This window comes from Flavobacterium pectinovorum (assembly GCF_006438875.1).
GTDB classification, from domain to species: domain Bacteria; phylum Bacteroidota; class Bacteroidia; order Flavobacteriales; family Flavobacteriaceae; genus Flavobacterium; species Flavobacterium pectinovorum_A.
Genome location: NZ_RCZH01000009.1, coordinates 15,105 through 36,465, shown reverse-complemented (window position 1 = coordinate 36,465; position 21,361 = coordinate 15,105). Strand labels below are relative to the sequence as shown.

The following is a 21,361-nucleotide window of genomic DNA, read 5'->3' as shown; positions in this document are numbered from 1 at the left end:
TTTGGTTTTATTTTTACGCTTTCAGATAAACGAAAATACAAATAAAAACAAGAGTTCCAATTCCACTTCTCTTTTATTCAGTAATTATTCTTTCTTTCCTGTAAAGCAACAATCCCAATCCTAAAGTAAAAACTACACAACTCAGTAACATATAAACACCATCTTTTAATACAAAAAAGGAAAAACTAATTGCAAATGAAGCAAAAATGACCATTGCTGCACTTATTGTTTTTGTGTTGATAAAATTTAAAGCATGAAGTGACAACCCAATAAAAAGCAATGATGGACTATAAGATCCACAAGTTTTTTTCACTTATTTTCAAAACCAACAATTGCATTAAAAGCATAAAAAAGAAGGAAATTACTGCAAATTTATCTCAAATAAAGAAAAAGATTGACGATTCTTAAAAAATCAATTAGAAACGCAAGGTTTTCTTTTTGTAAGTATTTATTTAGAAAAAATAATTTGTATTTTTATCTAAGTCGTATCCGAAAAACTTATAGAGTAGGAAAATCCAAAAAAACTTATTTATGAAAAACTTACAAAAATTAGCATCACAAAAATTATCAAAAGAAGAATTGAAATCAATCAATGCCGGAGCCGTAAACTGCGTACCATATCCGATGTGTAATGGTGACGAAGTTTCTTATTACGGAAGAAACGTTTGTGGCTGGTATTTATGGAGAACAGCAACAAATAGTATTTGTATGGAATACGCTCTATAATAACAAGATAATCATCAATATATTAAAACTGCTATTAACAATAGCAGTTTTTTTTATGTTTAATCTTTTAATCGCTGTAAAGCTTATTTATAAATCGTAAACTTATTATGCGATAGATTGAAACCTAGATTTTCATAAATCAACACGTTTTCTACTCGTCTTTTATTTGTCGTGACCTCGATACTTTTCAGATTATTTTGATCTGCATATTGCAGAATCTCATTTATCAATTGTTTACCAATTCCTTTTCCACGATGATTTTGATGAATAAAAAATTCCTGGATTTCGCCGACCACTCCGCAATGATGTAAAAGGTTTTGTGTGTGAAAACTAATAAATCCTAAACCTTCGTTTTCATTATCTGCCAGTAAATATAAATTGTTTGGATTCGAAATGTTCTCATTGAATATTGCCGTAAAAACTTCAAAATCCAGTTCTTCATTTTCAAGTTCGCAAATTGCTTTATAGACAAAATCCAGATCTCGGTTTTCGACTTTTCTTATTTCAGTTTTTGATTTCATATAAGGTTTATTCTTTCTCTCTCAATCATAATACTTTTGTTTTATAATAGATAATTATTCAATTCAAGACGCCCGAATTTCATCTTATCTTTTATAACATGTTGTTACTCTTCCATTTTTATTCTTCTATAATTACTATTTGACTTTCCCTGCAAAGTATCGCAATTGCGATAAAAACAAAGCTTAAATAAATCGCAATTGGAAACCCAATTCCTAATTCGTGCTTATCAATACTTACAATAAAAGGCAATACTTTCAATGTTACACCCATCAGGATTGGCAATGAAAACAATACCCAAAATGCAACAAAATTATCTGGAAACGAAAACAATCGTCTAAGAATAAAAAATAACAAAAAACCAATTGTAGTTAGCGGAACTACAAAACCTGCCCATCCGATCACTGCCGCAATAAGAAGCCCAATAGTCATGGTAAATAAAAAAACTGCTAAAATCCCAAAACTGAGATAAAAGAATGTTGCGAGATATTCTCCTGATTTAACCTTTGCAAAGAATTGCACCAATATAAAAGTCAAAATTATTATAGTACCAAAACTAGTCATAAATCCGCGATCGTTTCCTCTGTCAATTTTGGATGCAATAAACATCCACGCCCAGATAAGAGATAGCGAAACCAACAAAAAATTGGCGCTTTGTTTATGGGTTAAATACTTAACTTCGGTATTTAATTTCATCTTTTATGACTTTAAAATTTATTCTAAATCTTTACTATTCGTTTTTGTAATTTTCTATCAATAACTCCATTATTGGCATATATCGATCTTTAATAGACGTTTCTATCTGCCCCACTTTTACAAATCCTAATTTAGAATAAAATTCCTCAGCATTTGGTTCTGAATTGAGAATTACTTTGTGAACGCTTTGATCTTTTAAACGGATAAGAAAATCATTCATTAATACTTTCCCGAATCCTTTGCCAATAAAATCGGGCAAGACAAACAAATTATCCAGTTTAATAGTATTTTCACTTTCGTGGAAGAATGAGTAATATCCAATAATTTGATCTTCAACAATTAAATTGTAGACGGATTTGGTTTCAATATATTCTTTTGAAACTGTTAAGAATTGCGACCAGTTTTCAATTTGTTCTTTAGAATATCCCCAATATGCTTTTGACTTTTTGGTGATTTCTGTGAGGATTTGGTCGTCGTTTGGTTTTGCTTTTTCTATGGTCATTTCTTTTAATTGTTTTTTGACATAACAATATTACACAATCTTGTCATTTCGATCCCGAGGCTTCGGGAGAGAAATCACACGCGAAACTCGTCAAAGATTAGCGATTTTGTTTGCATCCCGCATCTCAATGTCATTAAGTCAAGGGAAAATCTATAAAATTACTTAACAGTATAATCAAAATAATTAGAAAAATCCGTTTTTATCAGCGTTTTCGCTTTAGCGAATCAGTAAAATCAGCATCTAATTTTGACGCGGATAAAACAGATTTACTTCGTAAAAACGCGGATAAAAACGGATTTGATCTGCAATAATTTTATTTTTTAAAAGCTTAACTTAATGACATTGCCCGATCCCGTGCCGAAGTGACAGAAAAATGACAAGTGTAATAATATCTTCATTCAAAATCATAAATAGTAAGAAAAATTGTATTTTTACAATATCGGAAACAATTTACAAAATGTATCTCACAAACAAAGACTTGTTTTCTACCAAAACCAAAAATGTAAAAGAATTTTAAATATCTTTGAATTATGAGCACAGCACCAAAACCTAGACACATCGGGCGAAACATAAGCCGAATAAGAGAGCTTAGAGATATGAAACAAGAAGCCCTTGCGATTGCAATTGGCACTAATCAACAATCTATCTCTATTATTGAAGGAAGCGAAAGCGTTGACGACGAAAAACTAAATGCAATTGCCAAAGCTTTGGGCGTTCCCGCCGAAGTAATAAAGAATTTCTCTGAAGAAGCTGTTTTTAATATTATTGGGAATACTTATCATAATGATGCTTCTTCTATAAAAAACAACAATTGCACTTTTAATCCTTTAGATAAACTCATTGAATCTTTTGAAGAGAATAAAAAACTTTACGAAAGATTGGTTGAAGCTGAAAAAGAGAAAGTGGCTTTATTAGAGAAATTGTTGAGCGAAAAAAGATAATTTCTACGAAAGATATATTTATAAAAAAACCGAAGTTTGTTGCTTCGATTTTTTTATAAATACTTAATTATTATTCTTTTCCTTCTAGTTCCATATTAAAATGCCAAGGATGTTCGCCCCAAACGCTTAAATCTTCCAGAGTGGTTTTATTTCTAATTTTAGAATCTCCTGAATATCCTGTTTGGAAACAGAATCCAGAACCATTCGTTGTATCTCCAGAACTACCTGCCATAATTCCTAAAGCTGCACCATCTACTAAATACCAATAGAAAACATATTTTTTTCCGGCTTCTAATAAAAGATATTGGTTTTGCAAATCAAAAGAAATAAAACCACCACTAAAGTTTGCCGAAACAATAGTTTCAGTAGACGCAATAGTTTTTTTAGTTTCATCTCTAATAATTAATTTTAATTTCACCTCTTCCCCATATAGAGTCTTCGTTTCATAGTACGCAAAACCTTCTCGAAGATGAATACCAAAACGCGACGGAACTAAATCCTTATTTAACAATACAGTTTGCCCTGTCCCAATATTTCTGTCAAATGGCAAGATATCCGGAGCATTGGTTCTATTATCTCCTCCAAACCATTTATGAGCATTAGAATCTGTGCATGATTCATACCTATTTATATCCATATGTTCTAATTTAACCAAATACGTTTTTTCTAATCCCGATTCAGACTTAACTATAAAAGTTACGGGAGAAGAGTAATCCTTAATGGTTTTTGGATCTGGCGTAATTGAAGCAGATTCTGAAATTTTCAAATCAATATTTAAATTTTTAAAATCAATAAATTCAGGCAATCTTTTAGTGACAATTCCTGTTTGCTCATCAATTTCGGCATTTGTTATCAAATATTGATCATTAATTTTAAACTCTAAAACAGTATTTTCTGCACTCAAAATTTCTTCGGAAGCACATGAGATCATTAAGAAAGTAATAAATAAAAGAATTGTAAATCGAAGTAATTTTGTTTTCATTATTTTAAGTAATATTATTTTGGTTCTATTTATACAAAACTGTTAATCTTGATTTCAAACAAATGATCTGACATTTGTAAATTAAACACAATTTTCAAGATTAAATGCAAATGTTGTTATTTCTCAATTAACTTCTTTACGGGAAACCACATCCCGTAAAAATAAAGTTCTTATAAAACCGAAGTTCGCGTGAGGGATTGAGGTGGTATCCTTTTATGAAAGTCCCGATAGCTATCAGGACGAAATAAAAGATATAGCCGAAAGCCCGACCCGGAGGGACACGCCATTATTAACGTTCTAAGGTTCTGAGAATCTAAGTTTCTGAGTCTTTAGAAAATCCCGTTTACCCACAAACTTGTCTTTCTGAGGAACGAAGAATCCCCACAAGAAGCTCCGCAATCAAAATCGCCAATCTTTGACGATTTACGAGTGCGATTTCTCCCTCCGGTCGAAATGACAAGATTGCGTGACAATTGTCGCGGAAATTCTTCGTTCCTCAGAAAGACAAGATTGAAAAAAACTTAGTGCCTTAGCGTCTTCGTGGCAAAACCAAAACAAATAAGAAAACTTTAATAAAGCAATCTGATGCCATTCTCTAAAAATTAGTAATTTTGAAATTCGAAGTTCAAAACTCACATTATTATGAAATATCATCAAATAAACAGCGCTCTTTTTGTAAAAAATCGCAGAAAATTCACGGCAGAAATGAAACCTAACAGTGTTGCCGTTTTTAACTCAAATGACATTTACCCAATTAGTGCAGATAGTACTTTGCCGTTTGAACAACACCGAGATATTTTTTATCTAAGCGGTGTGGATCAGGAAGAAAGTATCTTGCTTTTGTTTCCGGATGCGCCTCATGAGAGCCAAAAAGAAATGCTTTTCCTGAAAGAAACCAGCGAACATATCGCAATTTGGGAAGGTGAAAAACTGACTAAAGAACGCGCTTTTCAGGTTTCGGGAATCAGAACGGTTTATTGGTTACAGGATTTTCATAAGGTTTTGAACGAAATGATGACGTATGCAGATACGATGTACATTAATACTAACGAACACTATCGCGCAGTTGTTGAAACTGAAACTCGCGAAGCTCGTTTTGTAAAATGGTGGAAAGAAAATTATCCTGCACATAATGTGGCAAAAAGCAACCCAATTTTGCAACGCATTCGTTCTATAAAAGAAAGCGAAGAAATCGATTTGATTCAGCAAGCTTGTGATATTACAGAGAAAGGTTTCCGTAGATTATTGCCGTTTGTAAAACCAAATGTTACAGAATATGAAATCGAAGCCGAATTGATTCACGAATTCATCCGTAACCGTTCTAAAGGTTTTGCTTATACGCCAATTATTGCTTCGGGAAACAATGCAAACGTTTTGCATTATATCGAAAACAATCAGCAATGTAAAGCCGGAGATTTGATTTTATTGGATGTTGCTGCTGAATATGCTAATTATTCGAGTGATATGACGAGAACAATTCCGGTTTCGGGAAAATTCTCTGAAAGACAAAAAGCGGTTTACAATGCTGTTTTGAAAGTTAAAAACGAAGCGACAAAAATGTTGACTCCGGGAACGCTTTGGAAACAATATCATATTGAAGTGGGTAAAGTAATGACTTCTGAATTACTGGGCTTAGGTTTAATTGACAAAGCCGATGTTCAGAACGAAAATCCGGAATGGCCAGCGTACAAAAAATATTTTATGCACGGAACTTCTCATCATTTGGGATTGAATACTCATGATTATGGATTGCTTCACGAACCTATGAAAGCCAATATGGTTTTTACGGTTGAACCTGGAATTTATATTCCGGCAGAAGGTTTTGGGATTCGTCTGGAAGATAATGTTGTGGTTCAGGAAAAAGGAGAACCTTTTAACCTGATGCGTAATATTCCGATTGAAGTAGATGAAATCGAAAGTTTAATGAACTCCTAATTCATAATGAAAAAGATTTTTCTATTTGCTTTTCTAATGGTTTTAGGAAACGCTTTTGCCCAAACCGAAGGTTATGCTACGAACAATGATTCGAGTAAAACTTATTATAAAATATTCGGAAAAGGTGAACCGCTTTTGATTATTAACGGTGGTCCGGGAATGAACAGTAACGGTTTTGAAAGCATGGCTAAAACACTCGCCGAAAGTCAGGAAACTATTATTTACGATCAGCGCGGAACCGGAAAATCAGAATTGAAAGAATTGAATTCAGAAACCATTTCGATGAAAATAATGGCTGATGATATTGAATCATTGAGAAAACATCTCAATATTAAAAAATGGAATATTTTAGGGCATTCTTTTGGTGGAATGCTAGCTTCGTATTATGCTACAATTTATCCCAATAGCATCAATAAATTGGTTTTATCATCGTCTGGCGGAATCGATTTGACTTTGCTGAAAACAGAAAATCTTATTGAAAGAAACCTGACCAAAGTCGAGAAAGATTCCATGAATTACTGGAATGCCGAGATTGCAAAAGGTAACACTTCTCACGCAGCACGTTTAGCTCGCGGAAGAGCAATGGCGCCGGCTTATGTTTACGACAAAAAATATGTTCCAATTATTGCAGAAAGATTGACTCAGGGAAATTCAAAAATAAACGGATTACTTTGGGATGATATGCAGAAAATTAATTTTGACTGTAAAGAAAAGCTGAAAACCTTTAAAAATTCTGTTCTGATTATTCAGGGAAAACAAGATGTTATCAGTAATCAAATTGGTGAATTGGCAAATAAAACCTTTCCAAATTCAAAGCTAATTTTGCTTGACCATTGCAGGCATTATGGATGGCTGGATGCAAAAGAAAAGTATTTTGCAGATGTTAATTCCTTTTTAAAATCATAAACTAAACGGCTTTCAGAAATGGAAGCCGTTTTTTTTAGCAACTTCATTTAATTGGTAAAAGACAGAAAAAAGTTCGCCACAAATTGCACAAATTTTCACAAATTAGAAAACTCTATAATTATTTTAATCTCCTTTTTAAAGTAAAATTCGTGCAATTGAATTTTTAAAATTAAGTTGATTCGCGTAAATTTGTGAAATTCGTGGCGAAAAAACTTCGTTGCCACAACAAACTTTTACAATAAAATACCATTTTGAAAAACATTCTATATAAAAATACAAAAATCTCTTATACTGACTCAGGTTCCGGAACTGCAATTGTGCTGCTTCATGGCTTTCTGGAAAACAAAAAAATGTGGCAGGAATACGTTGCCTTGTTTTCAGAAAAACATCGCGTGATTACCATTGATTTATTAGGTCACGGCGAATCTGATTGTCTGGGATATGTTCATGAAATGGAAGATAATGCAAAAGCTGTTCATGGAGTTCTGGAACATTTAAAAATTGAAAAAGCAACCATTCTTGGACATTCTATGGGTGGATATGTTGGTTTGGCTTTCGCCGAATTATTCCCAAACCAAATTCAGAAATTAGTTTTGCTGAACTCAACTTCAAAAGCAGATAGCCACGAGAAAAAAATAAACCGAAATCGCGCTATAAAAGCGGTAAAACAAAATTATATAAACTTTGTAAGCCTGGCTATTGGTAATTTATTCAGCGAAAACAACAGAACACGATTGGCAGATGAAATCGAAAAAGTAAAAGTTCAGGCATTAAAAACTCCTCTACAAGGAATTATTGCTTCGCTTGAAGGAATGAAAATCAGAAAAGACAGAGAAGTCCTTTTACATAAAAACCTATTTCCGGTTTTATTGATTTTAGGCAAAAAAGATCCGGTTTTGAACTACGAAGAAAGTCTTTCCCAAATAGAAGATACAACTGCTCAACTTGTTTCTTTTGAAGACGGACATATGAGTCAAATTGAAAATAAAGAAGAATTGAAAGCTGTTTTATTAGACTTTTTTCAATAACTCAGAAAGTACAAAAAACCAAAAAGGCCATTTCAAAATCATCTTGAAATAGCCTTTTCTCATTTTTGGGGGCAAATATTAAAGCTTTGAAATAATATCTTTTTTAAATTTAGCCAATGTCGCTCTTGTTAATCCAAGATTTGCTTTTGTTGCATCAACAGCTAAATAAATAAAGTATTTACCGTCTTCAGAAACATCAATAATATGTATTTGATCTGTAAGTGTAATTAAGATATCGTTGATTTTTTGGTCCAATCCTAAAGCTTTAATAGCGTTTAATTTTGCTTTTACAACTTCTAGATTATAAGCAGATGCTAATTCGGGGTCAAAATTTGGATTTAAAGAAAGTGAACAATAAGACATTCCTGTTTCAACTTCAGTTACTGAAACTGCAATGAATCCGTTGATATTCTCTCTTAAATCATTTTGAAAATTCTGTAAAAAATCTGACATGTTTAAATTTAGGTTTAAATTAATTATTGAAAATGGTATCCATCTTGCGCAGCAAAAGTCCCATTTTACTTATATCTTTAGAAAGTAGTGCAATACAATTATCCTCCTCATTTTTATTCGCAACCACAATACCATCCTGGTTTTTAATCATGACTTGTTTAAGATCTCCATTATTTACATCTTCAGACATTTCTAAACACATTTTTAAGATCATTCCTATCATTGCAGCAACATTTCCGTCATACTCCAAATTAACTGATTCAAGTAAAACTCCATCTATATTAAAACTCAAACCAGACTCGGCTCCGGTCTCTTCAACAAGTGCATTTAAATCAATCATAATGTTATTTTATTTTTTAAGGAATGGCCAAAGATATTTTTAAATAATATAATTGTCCGATAAACACTTGTTAAAAAAAAGGCACACGTAACCATTTGAATTACTTTTGTTTATAGCACAACATTTCTTTATTTTTAAAGTAGAAACTATAATAAATCCTAACAAAAAAAGAAGATTTATCTAAAAACACAACAATCCGGTTCAGATTATTAAATTATTATCTCAACATTTATCTTAACCCCTGTTTAGCGGAAGTTTTTCATAAATTTGCAAAAAAATCAATCCCATGAAAACTGTTGACGAATTGCGCTTTGACTTAAATGTAAAACTGATGAAGTTTAGAAGGTTTCGTTTTGAGAACGGAAGTATCAACACTACAAATAATCAGGAAACCCAAAAGAAAGGTTTTTTCAAAAAGATATTTAGCTAAGAGCTATTTATAAAAAAGCTGAACTTGTAAAATATGCTTTATACGTAAGTTCAGCTTTTGTTTAAAAATGATGCCAGTTATCCTTAATCAAAATTAACTGAGTTCAAATTTTGATTATACTTTGGCAATTAGTCTGTTTTTTCTTCAAAAGGAATATTCACATCAAAAATCTCTTTCAACAAAACCACAATTTCTTCAATATAATTGTTTAAGATTTCTTTACCCACCGTTGAGTTCAATTCTTTTTCTTCTTTATAACCGAATGGTAAAAAACCGGATTTCAAATTCTTAAACGAAATAATTCCAACTTCTATAGGAACATCATTGGCTTCTTTTTCAAACATAAAAGCATAAGCCAGAACCTGAATAATTTTATCGTTTTTAAGCTCCTGAGTTAATCCATTCCATGATTTCAATACAACATTCGTCTTTTCTACTTTTCCGGTCTTATAATCAATGATTCTTATTTTTCCGTTACGCAGTTCAATTCTGTCTACATTTCCTTTTATCAGAACCGGAAATGGCAAATTTGGATGCTTTAATTCTCTTTCGAAAGTTTTTTCTAAAGCTATGATTTTTATTGCGTCACCATTTTTAATTTCCTCCAATTCCATTCTCAGGAAATTAGAAACATTACGTTTTGCAACTTCAAAAGCCAAAAGATTACGTCCTTTCTTAATCTCTCCCTCTTTATAAACTACTTTGAACTGTCTTAAAACTTCATCATCTAACAATTTAAAGCAATTTGAAATATCCGTTTCCGAGATAAACTTCCCGACAAAAGGATCGTACAAAGCTTTTAAGGTTTCGTGAATTATTGTTCCCAAAGTGTTTAACGCAATATTCTCTTCGACCTCTTCGACTTCTCGAATTCGAAGTATTTTTTGAAAGTAAAAATCGATAGGATTTCTAATATAACTCGTCAATGCAGAAGGTGAAAAACCGGCAAGAGCAATTTCTTTCAATCGTTCCATCACTGCTTCAGACTTTGGAATTATCATAGGCTGATATGCCATTGTTGGTAAAACCGGGTTGTAAATATCAAATGTAAGATTATGCTGTTTTTGTTTTTCAACTTCGAGCTGCGTGATAAAACGACTGCGTTCTCCAGCATCCAATCCATCATTTTCAGTATTATAAATCAGATAAATATTTTTGGCTCTTTGCAGCAAATGATAAAAGTGATAGGTATAAATAGCATCTTTTTCCTTGAAAGTTGGCAAACCTAATTCGCGTTTTACATCATAAGGTATAAACGAATTTTGTGATTTTCCCGCAGGAAATTTCCCTTCATTCATTGATGTAACAATGACGGTATCAAAATCAAGAACACGACTTTCCAAAACTCCCATAATCTGCAAACCATGCAAAGGTTCTCCTTCAAAAGAAACTTCTGCTAGATCGATAATTTGTTTATAAATTGCATGAAGCGTATCAATATTATCTATATAATGATGCTTCGAATAATAATTTATAAGCTTATTGATCACTTTGAAAACAGAGAAAACAAAAGCTTTCGCAATTTTCTCTTCTTCATTATCATTATTGAAATTTTCTTTTATCAACAGCAAAAGCGTCGAAATATTTTCTAAGACTGCCATTGATCCATTCTCCCATTTCTGAAATAATAAACCAAATAGAATAGAAGGACTTGAGTTGAGTTCTAAAATTCTATTATGAGTAATAAATGTATAGTTATTTTCTTTGATAATCTTCACCAAATTACTTGCGTTCGCGTAAGGTTCTACCAAAGGATGTGTCAAAATATCGAGTACATCTTTATAATAAAAAACATAACTCTCGCCTTTTCGGGAAAGCGCATTTGTATGCATCTTAAACAACTTCGCAATTAATATTTGCGATGGATTATTTTTTCCGGAATATCCCATCGTAATATTCAAGGCTCCAACCGAAGCCGGCAATGAATACAAAATTGGCATTAATAAATTTTCTTCTCCAAGTACAATAGCCACTTTGTCAAGAGATGTTGACGGATCATTATTGATTATATTCTCAATAATACTTCCTGCCAATTTTGCCTGACCAATAGTTTTTGGAGTTCCAATAACCTGAATGTTTTTAGACTGAGAAAAATCGTCTGCAATCCACTCAAATATATTTGACTTATAATGTTTCCAGCTTTCTTTAAAACGACGCACAAAGAGTCCGGCATCATGATAAGGATCATTTAGAAAAGTTTGATCAACATCCCAATAAATTTTCGCCTGATCCAGTGCTAAAAGATGTTGAACAATTCTTTCTTCAGCAGCATTTAAGGCATTAAATCCCGCAAAAATAAAAGTCTTGTTTGCAACGGAATTCGAAAAGTGGTTCAAATTATTTACAGCCTCTCTATAAATTAAACCTTGATATCCAATTGCTTTGTTCAGCAAATGATTGTATAGCGAATCATAATACAAAGGCAATAGCTTCCAGAATTCAATATAATTTTCCAGAAGTTTTGTTTTGTTTTCGACTTCGATACCCCATTTTTTAATATCTTCTATATCTTTCAAATACGACAAAACATGCGAAGGATCTAAAAGATAACGATCAATCTCATTAAAATCCTGCAAAAGGGTTTTAGCCCAGTTTGCAAATAACTCAAAAGATTGTTGATGCTGTTTTTCGGTTATAGAAAGATATACTTCATAAAACTCAAATAAAAGTTCAATCGAATCTACAGATCTGATAGACGCAACATCTTGTACAAAATCTTCAATACTAACAATTTCAGGAGCAAGAATTGTTTTTTTTGTCTCCTTTTTTAAAGCTTCAATTAAAAAAACCTTTGCTCTTTTATTTGGCAAAACAATAGTTATATCCGCAAGTTTAGCCGAATAATCCTGAATTACAACAGCAGCAATTTTTTCGAGAAAAGAAATATTTTTCATTTGATAAAAATAAAAAAAGCCATTCAATTAAGAATGGCTTTTAAAATTTATTTAGAAAGTAAATTAGATTTTACCTTGGTATTTAGAACCAATGTGTCTAATTTCTGTTCTTCTGTTTTGTGCTTTACCTGCAGCAGTTTTGTTACTTGCAACTGGTTGAGTAGATCCAAATCCTTTAGAAACTAAGTTTTCTGGATTAACACCTCTTTCAATTAAAGCGTTCATTACAGCAGCAGCTCTATCTTCAGATAATTTTTGGTTGATTTTAACAGAACCTGTACTATCTGTGTGTCCTTCAATAGAGAATTTCGCGTTTGGATAGTTTTTAAGGATTTCTTTAATCGCATCCAATCTAGCTGGAGTTTCTTTGTCTCCTGTTTTGAAAGTAGCTTTACCTGAGTTAAAGTAAACCGCTCTTGCTTGAACTTTAAGATCTTCTAAAGCTTCAGAAGTTACTTCTGGACATCCTCTGTTTGAAGCAGGACCGTAAACTGTAGGACAATCATCATCTTTATCAGCAACACCGTCTTTGTCAGCGTCTAAGAAAGGACAACCACCATTTTCTTTAGGACCAGCAACTGTAGGACATTTGTCATCTTTGTCAGCGATACCATCACCGTCAGTATCAGGACAACCTTTTAAAGCAGCTAAACCAGCAACATCTGGACAAGCATCATCTTTATCAGCAATTCCGTCTCCGTCAGTATCAGGACATCCGTTTAATGCAGCTAAACCAAATACATCTGGACAAGCATCACTAGCGTCAACGATTCCGTCTCCGTCAGTATCAGGACATCCGTTGAATTGTTTTAAACCAGCAACATCTGGACAAGCATCATCTTTATCGTAGATTCCGTCTCCGTCAGTATCTTTACCTCCGAATTTGAAAACTAGACCTGCAGTATGTTGGAAAACTGAACGATCTCCTTGACCGTCAGCAACAGCCCATTTGTATTTTGTAGCAAGCTCAAGACCAATTGCATCTGTGAACCAAAAAGTTACACCAGCACCTGGGTTAACTGTACCAAAACTTTCGTCACCAAAGAAAGTATAACCACCACCAACAGATAGCGAAGGATCAACTACTTTAGATTTGATTAATTCTTGGAAGCTATACTTTACAGTAGCATCAATACCATAATACATTAAGTCTCCAGGATTAGTTACAATATTACCTCTGTTGTCATGCCCTGGAGCAGTTGGAGCAAAAGTAACCAATTTATCAATTTTGTTTACAGATCCTTGTAAACCAACAGAGAAACCATGTCCAACATATCTATTTACAGCAATGTAAGATAAAGAAGGAAGGATGTTCCAATTGTCTTTTACAGCGAATGGCTGAGAAAAGTGTTGATCAAAGAAACCGTGTCCTGCACCAGAACTGGTTCTTGTATCAACTGCATTAACTCCAAATGAGATAGCCCATGGATTGTTACTGTCTTGTGCGTGAGAACTTAAACCCATCACCATCATCACAGCAACTAAAAGTTTGTTAAGATGTTTCATACTTAATTTTTTTAATTACAATTTAGTTAATTACAAGCAAAAGTAACACCAAATTTTTTAAATACAAAATGAAATGTTAAAAAAAACCTACAAAAATTTCACCAAAGTGGGAATTATATAACTTTTAACATTTGTCCCACTGATACAAAGGCCTTTATAGCCTTGTCTAAATGTTCTTTTGTATGCGCCGCTGACAGCTGAACTCTGATTCTTGCCTTATCTTTTGGAACAACAGGAAAAAAGAAGCCAATTACATAAATTCCTTGCTTCAAAAGTTCATTTGCCATCGTTTGAGATAATTTTGCATCATATAACATAACAGGCACAATTGCTGAATCACCATCAATAATGTCAAATCCGGCATTTTTCATTCCTTCTTTAAAGTAGTTTGTATTCCACTCTAGTTTATCTCTTAAGGTAGTATCTTTTTCTAAAAGCTCAAAGACCTTAATAGAAGCACCAACAATCGCCGGTGCAAGTGAGTTCGAAAACAAATATGGTCTTGAACGCTGACGCAACAATTCAACAATTTCTTTCTTTGCTGTTGTATAACCTCCCATTGCACCACCAAGAGCTTTACCAAGAGTCCCTGTTATAATATCAACTCTTCCCATTACGCCTTTTGCTTCAAGTGTACCTTTACCGGTAGCACCTATAAATCCGGCAGCGTGACATTCGTCAACCATAACCATTGCATCATATTTATCAGCCAAATCGCAAATTTTATCCAAAGGCGCCACAAGTCCGTCCATAGAGAAAACTCCATCCGTAACAATTAATTTAAAACGTGCTCCGGCTTCATTAGCTTTTATTAACTGCTGTTCCAGGTCTTGCATGTTGCTATTTTCATAACGATAGCGAGCCGCTTTACACAAACGAACACCATCTATAATAGAAGCATGATTTAAACTATCTGAAATTATAGCATCATTCTCTCCTAATAAAGGTTCAAAAACTCCTCCGTTTGCATCAAAAGCAGCTGCATAAAGAATCGTATCTTCTGTACCATAAAAATCAGAGATCTTTTTCTCCAGAGTTTTATGAATATCTTGTGTTCCGCAAATAAAACGAACCGATGACATTCCGAAACCATGAGTATCCATTGCGTCTTTAGCTGCCTGAACAACTTCCGGATGAGAAGAAAGCCCTAAATAATTGTTGGCACAAAAGTTCAAAACCTTTTCCCCTGTAGAAATCGTAATTTCAGCATCTTGTGCAGATGTTATAATACGTTCTTTTTTAAAAATCCCATTTTCTTCAATAGTTTGCAACTCACTTTGCAAATGCTCTTTAATTTTACCGTACATTTTAATATATTTAAAACGTTAAATATTAACTACTTATCAAAACTTAAGCTACGTTAATCCTTTAACATCTGATTAATTTTTTCACAAATTTACTACATCGATTTCTGTTCCTATATATACAAGAGCTTTTTTTAACACTTTGTATCCCAAATCTTCGATGGCATCCTGATATTCCTGAAGTTGTTGCTTATATTTAGGATTAGCCAGTCCGGTTTTATAATCCAAAAGATAAGCTTCATTATTATTGGTTATCACAATTCGGTCTGGTTTTAAAATCTTTCCTTCTTTTTGAACTATAGTCTGCTCGTTTAAAATGGAGTAATTTCCATCAAAACAAAAACTCAATTCCGAATGATTTACAATTTCCTTCAACGTCCTTAAGACCTGATCAACCTGATCGACCTTTATCAATCCATTTTCAAGTGCTTTTGTAACCGCCAAATCAACATCAGATTTATCTTTAACAAAAGCCAAAATCTCATGCACAACATTTCCATAAGATATTGCTTCTTGCTGATGCGTTCCCCACATTAAGGCTTCTCGTTGTGCAATTTTTATATTCTTCGGATTTAAAACTTCAGAAACTACAGGAATTGGTTTTACTAAATCAACAGTTCTTCCACGATTCGAAAGTCTGGTTTTATTTCCAAAATCATATTCTAATCTTCCAGAATCATAAACTCCTTCATTAATGAGATATTTAATAAAAAAAGAAGCCATGTTATTCGGGAATTCGCCATCTTTTCTTTCTTTTAAAGATTGAGAGATTACATACAACTGTTCTTCGGCACGAGTCAATGCAACATACAAAACATTGATATTATCCAACAACTCTTCTTGTTTCTTCAGATTAAAAACCGCCGAAGCACTTTCTCCAAAACCTTCAACTGCGCTGCTATTATCAATTAAAGCTCGAGGAATATCCAAATCAACATCTTCTGTATCGAGCCATAATTTATCTTTTGGTTTTCGATTATAATCTTCTTCTGCAAAAGGCATAATAACCACTGGAAACTCCAGCCCTTTTGACTTATGAATGGTCATAATCCGGACGGCATTATTTCCTTCGGGAGAAGGAATACTAAATCGATCACCGTTTTTATCCCAAAAATATAAAAAATCAGCTATTCCGGCTTGATTCCTAATATCCCGTTCCAGAACAATATCCAGAAAAAACTGAATGTATGCATTTCCTTCTGCCGGAAGCACAAACTTCGAAATGATAATTTCAACGGCTTCATACAAAGATTTCTTGCGAACGTTTTCAAAAGAAAGCGAAACATCAAAAGTCAAAAGCCATTTTTCAAAATCAGCTTCAAACCTTTTTGACATTCCCATTGCAATAAAATCATGGATTGGCAGATTCGTTTCTTTGTGAGTTGCCAAAAAATGCAGAAAATTAGCTTTAGATTCTAAGTCAGCACTATTATTCAGATACTTCAACAAATAAACAATCAACCGAACTTCTGTCGCATTTTGAATCATTAAGGTTTCTGAAGACAAAAGCGGAATATTCTGTTCCGTTAAATAATTTGCAATCGCGATTCCCTGATCTCTTTTTCGAGTCAAAATCACGATGTCTTTATATTCAAAACCTTCACTAACTACTTTTTGAATTGTATTTAAAGTTGCCAAAACATACAAATCTGATTTCTCAACAACTTCTTCTTCATCAGCATCACTTTTTTCAATTATCGGAAGAAAAGAAATATTTACATAACCGCCTTTTTTTGAATTTGAATTCTGAAAACTATGATTTTCGTATAAATCCTTATAATCTTCATTTGAAAATTCAGTTGACATCAATTTAAAAAAAGCATTATTAAAATCAATTACCTCGCTATAACTGCGATAATTTGTATCTAAATGCTTTATTTCTTTATCGGGATTGTTAAAAGGATTTGCCTCTTTACTTAATTCAATAAATTGCTCTGCTTTTCCTCCGCGCCAGCGATAAATAGATTGTTTAGGATCCCCCACAATCATCAGAGTTCCTTTATTTCCAAAATCATCCTGACCTGAAAGTGAATTATCGATTAACGGAATCAGGTTTTGCCATTGCATTTCTGAAGTATCCTGAAATTCATCAATAAAAAAATGACGATACCTTTCCCCTAATCGTTCATAGATAAAAGGCGCCGGTTGATTCTGAATTTCACGATGGATGATCGCATTAAATTCAGATATAGATAAAATATTTTGTTCGGATTGAATTTTAGCCAACTCATTACTAACGGTATTCAGTAACGAAAGTGGCGTTATATTTTTCAGAAAGGCTTTGTAAAAATCTCTTTTTTCGAAATTTTTATAGATTTTTTCTAAAGTTTGAAGCAGTTCCGGAATTATATTTTCGATTAAAGCCTTGTCTTTGGCTGTTTTATTAATCGCAATATCATCAAATTCATGAAATGTTTTATTTCGGGGATTAAATTTCCCATCTCGAATACTTTCTAAATGATTAGGAAAAGTACCTCGGGAAAACGATTTTAAATCGATTCCGTTTTTATCAATTAGAGAAAGTGCTTCTGTGGCAAAATTTTCATTTTCAGATTCCAAATCTTTACACAGCCCCAGCATTTTCTTTTTTATTTCGACAAACTCTTCAATTGATTTGTCTTGAAAATGCAAAATCTCATTTCGATTGTTTTCATTCAAAACCAACCTTCCTGTTTCCAGAATTTCACGCGAAACATCCCAACTTTTATCGTCGTCTGTTTTCTCCATCGTAAAATCAATCAACAACTTTGTCAAAGTTTCATCTTGTCCTGCCTGAGCAATAATTGCATCAACCGCTTCGATCAATAAATTTTCAGTATCCAATGTAACTTCAAAAGTCATTGGCAAATTTAAATCGTGCGCAAAAGCACGTATTACTTTGTGGGTGAATTTGTCGATCGTAGAAATATCAAAAGCAGCATAATTATGAATAAGATGCTTAATAATACTTTGAGATTTTGTTTTGATTTTAATTATAGAAAGTCCTGTATCGCGAGCCAAATCCTCCATTAAGTCGACCGCTTTTGCAGAAGGTTCTTCTTTTGCAAATTCAGACAAACTCCCAACAATACGGCTTTTCATTTCGTGAACCGCTTTATTGGTAAAAGTTATTGCCAGAATATTTCGATAAGCATCATTTCTTGGAGAAGAAAGAATAATTTTCAGATATTCTTTAACCAAAGTATAGGTCTTTCCTGAGCCTGCCGATGCATCATATATAGAGAAAGACGGACTTTGCATAAGTTTGGTTTTTCGTACGGTAAAAATAACACAATAATATTAAATCCCCATTATGTAAAATTCCAAATTCCAATATCTGCAAGCCCTAAATGTAAATCCCAATAATATAAAATTCCAAATTCCAATATTTGAAGCTTTCCTGGCTACAGATATTGGAATTTGGAATTTATCCCGACGTTGCGGGCAATTTCATTAAGTCAAGGGGAAATCTATAAAATCACTTAACAATTTAATCCAGAAAATAATTAGAAAAATCCGTTTTTATCAGCGTTTTCGCTTTAGCGAATCAGTAAAATCAGTGTCTAATTTTGACGCGGATATAACAGATTTACTTCGTAAAAACGCGGATAAAAACGGATTTGATTTGCAATAATTTTATTTTTCAAAAGCTTAACTTAATGACATTGCGCTTCGAGATTGGAATTTTAAAAACTAGTTATGTTGTTTTTGGAAATGCTCTTTTATTGAAAACCAGCAAGATCCCAACTCCTGTTGAAATCGCCATATCGGCTACGTTAAAAATTGCATTGAAAAAAGCAAAATGCTTACCTCCAAATATTGGTAACCAAGTTGGCAGATTTCCTTCCCAAATAGGGAAATAAAACATATCTACTACCAAACCATGAAACCATGATCCGTATGGAGTTGGCGAAAAAAGAGTTGCCAGGTTGTGTGTACTGTCATCGAAAATTACTCCGTAAAACACAGAATCGATAATATTTCCTGCCGCGCCCGCAAAGATTAATGCAATAGCTACGACCAAATAAGTAGAATGACGTTTTTTTATTGCATCGGCTAACCAATACCCAATTCCGAAAACGGCAAAAATTCTAAAAACTGTCAAAATCAATTTGCCATATTCTCCGGGAATTTTTGTTCCCCAAGCCATTCCTTCATTTTCGATAAAATGAATTTTGAACCACTCAGCACCCATCACCTTTACTTCTTCACCTAAAACAAAATTTGTTTTTACATAGATTTTAGAAAGCTGATCAACAATTAAAACTAAGAATATAAGGAAATACGCTTTTCGTAATGTCATTTTATTATTTTTTGATGCGGCAAAAATAGCAATTTAATCAAAAAAAACGCCCCTAATGGAGCGTTAATTCTTTTGTAATAAAATCAAACCACATTTAGTTTAGATTAAATTTCATGTGTAAGTTATTTTTTGACAACTGGTTTCGCCGGTGCTTTTGGACTATCAGTAAAAAAATCTGATATAGATTTAAGCAATCCTTTACCTTCTTTTCCGTCAGTTGGTTTTTTAGCTTCAGCCTTTTTCACATCCGCTTTGAACTTGATACGTATCTTTTCAAATTCTTTCATTCTATGCTCAACATCAGAGTTAACTTCTTTAAATTTCAAAACTTTAGCCATAGTACAAGTTGTTTATAGTAAATAATAAAATCAGTAATGTTTTGGTATTACAATAATACATAAATTAATTTAAATTTGTTAATAAAAATTAACACTTGTTTATCTAAAAAAGCTATATTTATCACTCATAAGATACGACAATGAATTATTTTTAATAACTCTCCCAACTCCTACAAAATATGAATGAAATCACTACCACCTTAAACGCTTTTTTAGTTAACACAAAATCCAGCGCTGCATTAATTCTAAATGGAAAAGGAAAACTAATCACTTCTCTTCACCTGGATTACGGAGACAGTATTGCAGCAATGAGCGCGGCAATTTTATCTATGAGCGAAAAATTTTTAATCGATTTAGATAAAGGCGCATTAAAACAACTCTTCTTAAAAACCTCCGAAGGCGTTGTGATCGGAAACAAAATAAGCGGTACAAATTTTATAATTGCTTTTTCTAAAGACGGAAGCAATCTTGGTCTGTTAATGCGATCAACGGATGAAGTAGCTACTGAGTTAAGTAAGAATTCCCTATTAAAATAACATAAATCTATTAACCCAACAAACCCACTAAATTATGAGTAACGACTTCTTAAACGTGTTTTTAAATGAAATGAAAACCAACGTAAATGGTTTTATAGCAGTAGCTGTAACCGAAATTGAATCAGGATTGAGCTTTGGAAACTTAACAGTAGATCCAGGCTTTGACCCTGAACTTGCAGCAGCTTACAACCTGGAAGTTGTAAAAGCAAAATTAAGCGCTGTAAAAGCCTTAAATTTAAATCAGGAAATTGAAGATATTTTGATTACACTTTCTAATCAAATTCACATTATTGACATTTCCCCAAACAAAAAGTTCATGATTTATCTTGCAGCAGATTCTACTAAGGCTAACTTAGGAATGACTAGAGCTATTTTAAGAAAACACAAATTAGAATTAGAAAAAAACTTAGCTTAATCTTTATTTTTATTAACTAGAACTGCTCATAAGATGAGCAGTTCTAGTTAAAATATATCTTTCCCATCTCAATCTTCTTCCTTTTTTATTATTCTTAMAAATAACAACACCTTTATTTTGGCTTATTTTGAATAATTATAAATAATTTCTCTCAAAATAAAAAACACCAGTCTTTAAACAGCTTTGCCAAACATTAAACAAAAAAAAACGCCCCTAAAAGGAGCGCTTATTTGTATCTAAAAGTAGATTATCGTTGCAAGTTTTTAGCTTCGATACTCATGGTAGCATGAGGAACGATTTTAAGCCTTTCTTTACCGATTAATTTACCTGTTACTTTGCAAATACCATACGTTTTGTTTTCAACACGGAATAGGGCGTTTTTTAGATCGCGTATAAACTTCTCCTGTCTAATTGCCAACTGTGAGTTTGCTTCTTTAGACATTGTTTCGCTTCCTTCTTCAAATGCTTTAAAAGTTGGAGAAGTATCATCTGTTCCGTTATTCAAATCGTTCATGTAAGCACTTTTTATCAAATCCAGATCGGCTTGTGCTTTTTGTATTTTGTTTTGAATTATTTCTTTAAACTCTGCTAAGTCAGCATCAGAGTATCTTGTAATTTCATCTATCAT

22 protein-coding genes are annotated in these 21,361 nt (G+C 32.9%); 8 read left to right on the top strand and 14 right to left on the bottom strand.

Features of this window, described 5'->3' with window-relative positions; genetic code table 11:
* Positions 1-73: 73 nt before the first annotated feature.
* Positions 74-313 carry a hypothetical protein gene (locus EAH81_RS14490; protein WP_140508294.1) on the bottom strand — a complete coding sequence of 80 codons (240 nt, stop codon included), beginning with the start codon at positions 311-313 and terminating at the stop codon, positions 74-76.
* A gap of 218 nt (positions 314-531) precedes the next feature.
* On the opposite strand from EAH81_RS14490, the gene EAH81_RS14485 reads away from it, so the two are divergent.
* Positions 532-726, top strand: a complete 195-nt coding sequence (locus tag EAH81_RS14485; protein WP_140508292.1) for a hypothetical protein — start codon at positions 532-534, stop codon at positions 724-726.
* An 83-nt stretch (positions 727-809) separates the two neighbouring features.
* Here EAH81_RS14485 and EAH81_RS14480 read toward each other — a convergent pair whose 3' ends face one another.
* From EAH81_RS14480 to EAH81_RS14470, 3 genes are all read right to left on the bottom strand, one after another.
* Positions 810-1,247, bottom strand: coding sequence for a GNAT family N-acetyltransferase (locus tag EAH81_RS14480; RefSeq protein WP_140508290.1), 438 nt, complete (start codon positions 1,245-1,247; stop codon positions 810-812).
* Positions 1,248-1,365: 118 nt separating this feature from the next.
* A complete protein-coding gene (locus tag EAH81_RS14475; RefSeq protein ID WP_140508288.1) occupies positions 1,366-1,941 on the bottom strand; it encodes a hypothetical protein in 576 nt (191 codons plus the stop codon).
* 34 nt (positions 1,942-1,975) lie between these two features.
* Positions 1,976-2,443 (bottom strand): GNAT family N-acetyltransferase, encoded by a 468-nt coding sequence (locus EAH81_RS14470; RefSeq protein WP_140508286.1) that lies wholly within the window; start codon positions 2,441-2,443, stop codon positions 1,976-1,978.
* A 530-nt stretch (positions 2,444-2,973) separates the two neighbouring features.
* On the opposite strand from EAH81_RS14470, the gene EAH81_RS14465 reads away from it, so the two are divergent.
* On the top strand, positions 2,974-3,384 hold the full coding sequence (locus EAH81_RS14465; RefSeq protein WP_140508284.1) for a helix-turn-helix domain-containing protein: 411 nt from the start codon (positions 2,974-2,976) through the stop codon (positions 3,382-3,384).
* 70 nt (positions 3,385-3,454) lie between these two features.
* Here the strand turns inward: EAH81_RS14465 and EAH81_RS14460 are convergent, their stop codons facing one another.
* The gene (locus EAH81_RS14460) at positions 3,455-4,366 is read right to left on the bottom strand and encodes a hypothetical protein (RefSeq protein ID WP_140508282.1); all 912 of its coding nucleotides are present in this window, start codon (positions 4,364-4,366) and stop codon (positions 3,455-3,457) included.
* Between the two features lie 642 nt (positions 4,367-5,008).
* Between EAH81_RS14460 and EAH81_RS14455 the strand changes: the two genes are divergently transcribed.
* The 3 genes from EAH81_RS14455 (at position 5,009) to EAH81_RS14445 (ending at position 8,235) form a co-directional block, all read left to right on the top strand.
* Entirely contained in the window at positions 5,009-6,301 is a 1,293-nt protein-coding gene (locus tag EAH81_RS14455; protein WP_140508280.1) for an aminopeptidase P family protein, read from the top strand.
* Between the two features lie 6 nt (positions 6,302-6,307).
* The gene (locus tag EAH81_RS14450) at positions 6,308-7,207 is read left to right on the top strand and encodes an alpha/beta fold hydrolase (protein ID WP_140508278.1); all 900 of its coding nucleotides are present in this window, start codon (positions 6,308-6,310) and stop codon (positions 7,205-7,207) included.
* Between the two features lie 251 nt (positions 7,208-7,458).
* Positions 7,459-8,235 carry an alpha/beta fold hydrolase gene (locus tag EAH81_RS14445; RefSeq protein WP_140508276.1) on the top strand — a complete coding sequence of 259 codons (777 nt, stop codon included), beginning with the start codon at positions 7,459-7,461 and terminating at the stop codon, positions 8,233-8,235.
* A 78-nt stretch (positions 8,236-8,313) separates the two neighbouring features.
* On the opposite strand, the gene EAH81_RS14440 is transcribed toward EAH81_RS14445, so the two are convergent.
* Positions 8,314-8,688 carry a hypothetical protein gene (locus EAH81_RS14440; RefSeq protein ID WP_140508274.1) on the bottom strand — a complete coding sequence of 125 codons (375 nt, stop codon included), beginning with the start codon at positions 8,686-8,688 and terminating at the stop codon, positions 8,314-8,316.
* 19 nt (positions 8,689-8,707) lie between these two features.
* Positions 8,708-9,028 carry a hypothetical protein gene (locus EAH81_RS14435; protein WP_140508272.1) on the bottom strand — a complete coding sequence of 107 codons (321 nt, stop codon included), beginning with the start codon at positions 9,026-9,028 and terminating at the stop codon, positions 8,708-8,710.
* Positions 9,029-9,314: 286 nt separating this feature from the next.
* Here EAH81_RS14435 and EAH81_RS27450 point away from each other — a divergent pair, with 286 nt between their 5' ends.
* The gene (locus EAH81_RS27450) at positions 9,315-9,458 is read left to right on the top strand and encodes a hypothetical protein (RefSeq protein ID WP_161595815.1); all 144 of its coding nucleotides are present in this window, start codon (positions 9,315-9,317) and stop codon (positions 9,456-9,458) included.
* A 128-nt stretch (positions 9,459-9,586) separates the two neighbouring features.
* Here EAH81_RS27450 and EAH81_RS14430 read toward each other — a convergent pair whose 3' ends face one another.
* From EAH81_RS14430 to EAH81_RS14405, 6 genes are all read right to left on the bottom strand, one after another.
* A complete protein-coding gene (locus tag EAH81_RS14430; protein ID WP_140508270.1) occupies positions 9,587-12,352 on the bottom strand; it encodes a PD-(D/E)XK nuclease family protein in 2,766 nt (921 codons plus the stop codon).
* Positions 12,353-12,415: 63 nt separating this feature from the next.
* Entirely contained in the window at positions 12,416-13,858 is a 1,443-nt protein-coding gene (locus EAH81_RS14425; protein ID WP_140508268.1) for an OmpA family protein, read from the bottom strand.
* A 113-nt stretch (positions 13,859-13,971) separates the two neighbouring features.
* Entirely contained in the window at positions 13,972-15,165 is a 1,194-nt protein-coding gene (kbl, locus tag EAH81_RS14420) for a glycine C-acetyltransferase (protein WP_140508266.1), read from the bottom strand.
* Between the two features lie 81 nt (positions 15,166-15,246).
* A complete protein-coding gene (locus tag EAH81_RS14415; protein ID WP_140508264.1) occupies positions 15,247-18,402 on the bottom strand; it encodes a UvrD-helicase domain-containing protein in 3,156 nt (1,051 codons plus the stop codon).
* A 436-nt stretch (positions 18,403-18,838) separates the two neighbouring features.
* A complete protein-coding gene (locus EAH81_RS14410; protein WP_140508262.1) occupies positions 18,839-19,444 on the bottom strand; it encodes a lipoprotein signal peptidase in 606 nt (201 codons plus the stop codon).
* Positions 19,445-19,566: 122 nt separating this feature from the next.
* On the bottom strand, positions 19,567-19,782 hold the full coding sequence (locus tag EAH81_RS14405; RefSeq protein ID WP_140508260.1) for a hypothetical protein: 216 nt from the start codon (positions 19,780-19,782) through the stop codon (positions 19,567-19,569).
* Positions 19,783-19,961: 179 nt separating this feature from the next.
* Here EAH81_RS14405 and EAH81_RS14400 point away from each other — a divergent pair, with 179 nt between their 5' ends.
* Both EAH81_RS14400 and EAH81_RS14395 read left to right on the top strand, forming a co-directional pair.
* On the top strand, positions 19,962-20,318 hold the full coding sequence (locus EAH81_RS14400) for a roadblock/LC7 domain-containing protein (protein WP_140508258.1): 357 nt from the start codon (positions 19,962-19,964) through the stop codon (positions 20,316-20,318).
* Between the two features lie 34 nt (positions 20,319-20,352).
* The gene (locus tag EAH81_RS14395) at positions 20,353-20,733 is read left to right on the top strand and encodes a hypothetical protein (RefSeq protein ID WP_140508256.1); all 381 of its coding nucleotides are present in this window, start codon (positions 20,353-20,355) and stop codon (positions 20,731-20,733) included.
* 247 nt (positions 20,734-20,980) lie between these two features.
* On the opposite strand, the gene EAH81_RS14390 is transcribed toward EAH81_RS14395, so the two are convergent.
* Complete coding sequence (locus EAH81_RS14390) at positions 20,981-21,361, bottom strand: TraR/DksA family transcriptional regulator (protein WP_007807070.1); 381 nt, start codon at positions 21,359-21,361, stop codon at positions 20,981-20,983.

Bases quoted from the DNA above. Each gene is read 5' to 3' on its own strand.
- EAH81_RS14410 (WP_140508262.1), bottom strand. From the start codon at position 19,444: ATGACATTACGAAAAGCGTATTTCCTTATATTCTTAGTTTTAATTGTT.
- kbl (WP_140508266.1), bottom strand. From the start codon at position 15,165: ATGTACGGTAAAATTAAAGAGCATTTGCAAAGTGAGTTGCAAACTATT.
- EAH81_RS14435 (WP_140508272.1), bottom strand. From the start codon at position 9,028: ATGATTGATTTAAATGCACTTGTTGAAGAGACCGGAGCCGAGTCTGGT.
- EAH81_RS14400 (WP_140508258.1), top strand. From the start codon at position 19,962: ATGAATGAAATCACTACCACCTTAAACGCTTTTTTAGTTAACACAAAA.
- EAH81_RS14405 (WP_140508260.1), bottom strand. From the start codon at position 19,782: ATGGCTAAAGTTTTGAAATTTAAAGAAGTTAACTCTGATGTTGAGCAT.
- EAH81_RS14450 (WP_140508278.1), top strand. From the start codon at position 6,308: ATGAAAAAGATTTTTCTATTTGCTTTTCTAATGGTTTTAGGAAACGCT.
- EAH81_RS14425 (WP_140508268.1), bottom strand. From the start codon at position 13,858: ATGAAACATCTTAACAAACTTTTAGTTGCTGTGATGATGGTGATGGGT.
- EAH81_RS14470 (WP_140508286.1), bottom strand. From the start codon at position 2,443: ATGACCATAGAAAAAGCAAAACCAAACGACGACCAAATCCTCACAGAA.
- EAH81_RS14415 (WP_140508264.1), bottom strand. From the start codon at position 18,402: ATGCAAAGTCCGTCTTTCTCTATATATGATGCATCGGCAGGCTCAGGA.
- EAH81_RS14395 (WP_140508256.1), top strand. From the start codon at position 20,353: ATGAGTAACGACTTCTTAAACGTGTTTTTAAATGAAATGAAAACCAAC.
- EAH81_RS14475 (WP_140508288.1), bottom strand. From the start codon at position 1,941: ATGAAATTAAATACCGAAGTTAAGTATTTAACCCATAAACAAAGCGCC.
- EAH81_RS14455 (WP_140508280.1), top strand. From the start codon at position 5,009: ATGAAATATCATCAAATAAACAGCGCTCTTTTTGTAAAAAATCGCAGA.
- EAH81_RS27450 (WP_161595815.1), top strand. From the start codon at position 9,315: ATGAAAACTGTTGACGAATTGCGCTTTGACTTAAATGTAAAACTGATG.
- EAH81_RS14390 (WP_007807070.1), bottom strand. From the start codon at position 21,361: ATGATAGATGAAATTACAAGATACTCTGATGCTGACTTAGCAGAGTTT.
- EAH81_RS14485 (WP_140508292.1), top strand. From the start codon at position 532: ATGAAAAACTTACAAAAATTAGCATCACAAAAATTATCAAAAGAAGAA.
- EAH81_RS14440 (WP_140508274.1), bottom strand. From the start codon at position 8,688: ATGTCAGATTTTTTACAGAATTTTCAAAATGATTTAAGAGAGAATATC.
- EAH81_RS14465 (WP_140508284.1), top strand. From the start codon at position 2,974: ATGAGCACAGCACCAAAACCTAGACACATCGGGCGAAACATAAGCCGA.
- EAH81_RS14480 (WP_140508290.1), bottom strand. From the start codon at position 1,247: ATGAAATCAAAAACTGAAATAAGAAAAGTCGAAAACCGAGATCTGGAT.
- EAH81_RS14460 (WP_140508282.1), bottom strand. From the start codon at position 4,366: ATGAAAACAAAATTACTTCGATTTACAATTCTTTTATTTATTACTTTC.
- EAH81_RS14430 (WP_140508270.1), bottom strand. From the start codon at position 12,352: ATGAAAAATATTTCTTTTCTCGAAAAAATTGCTGCTGTTGTAATTCAG.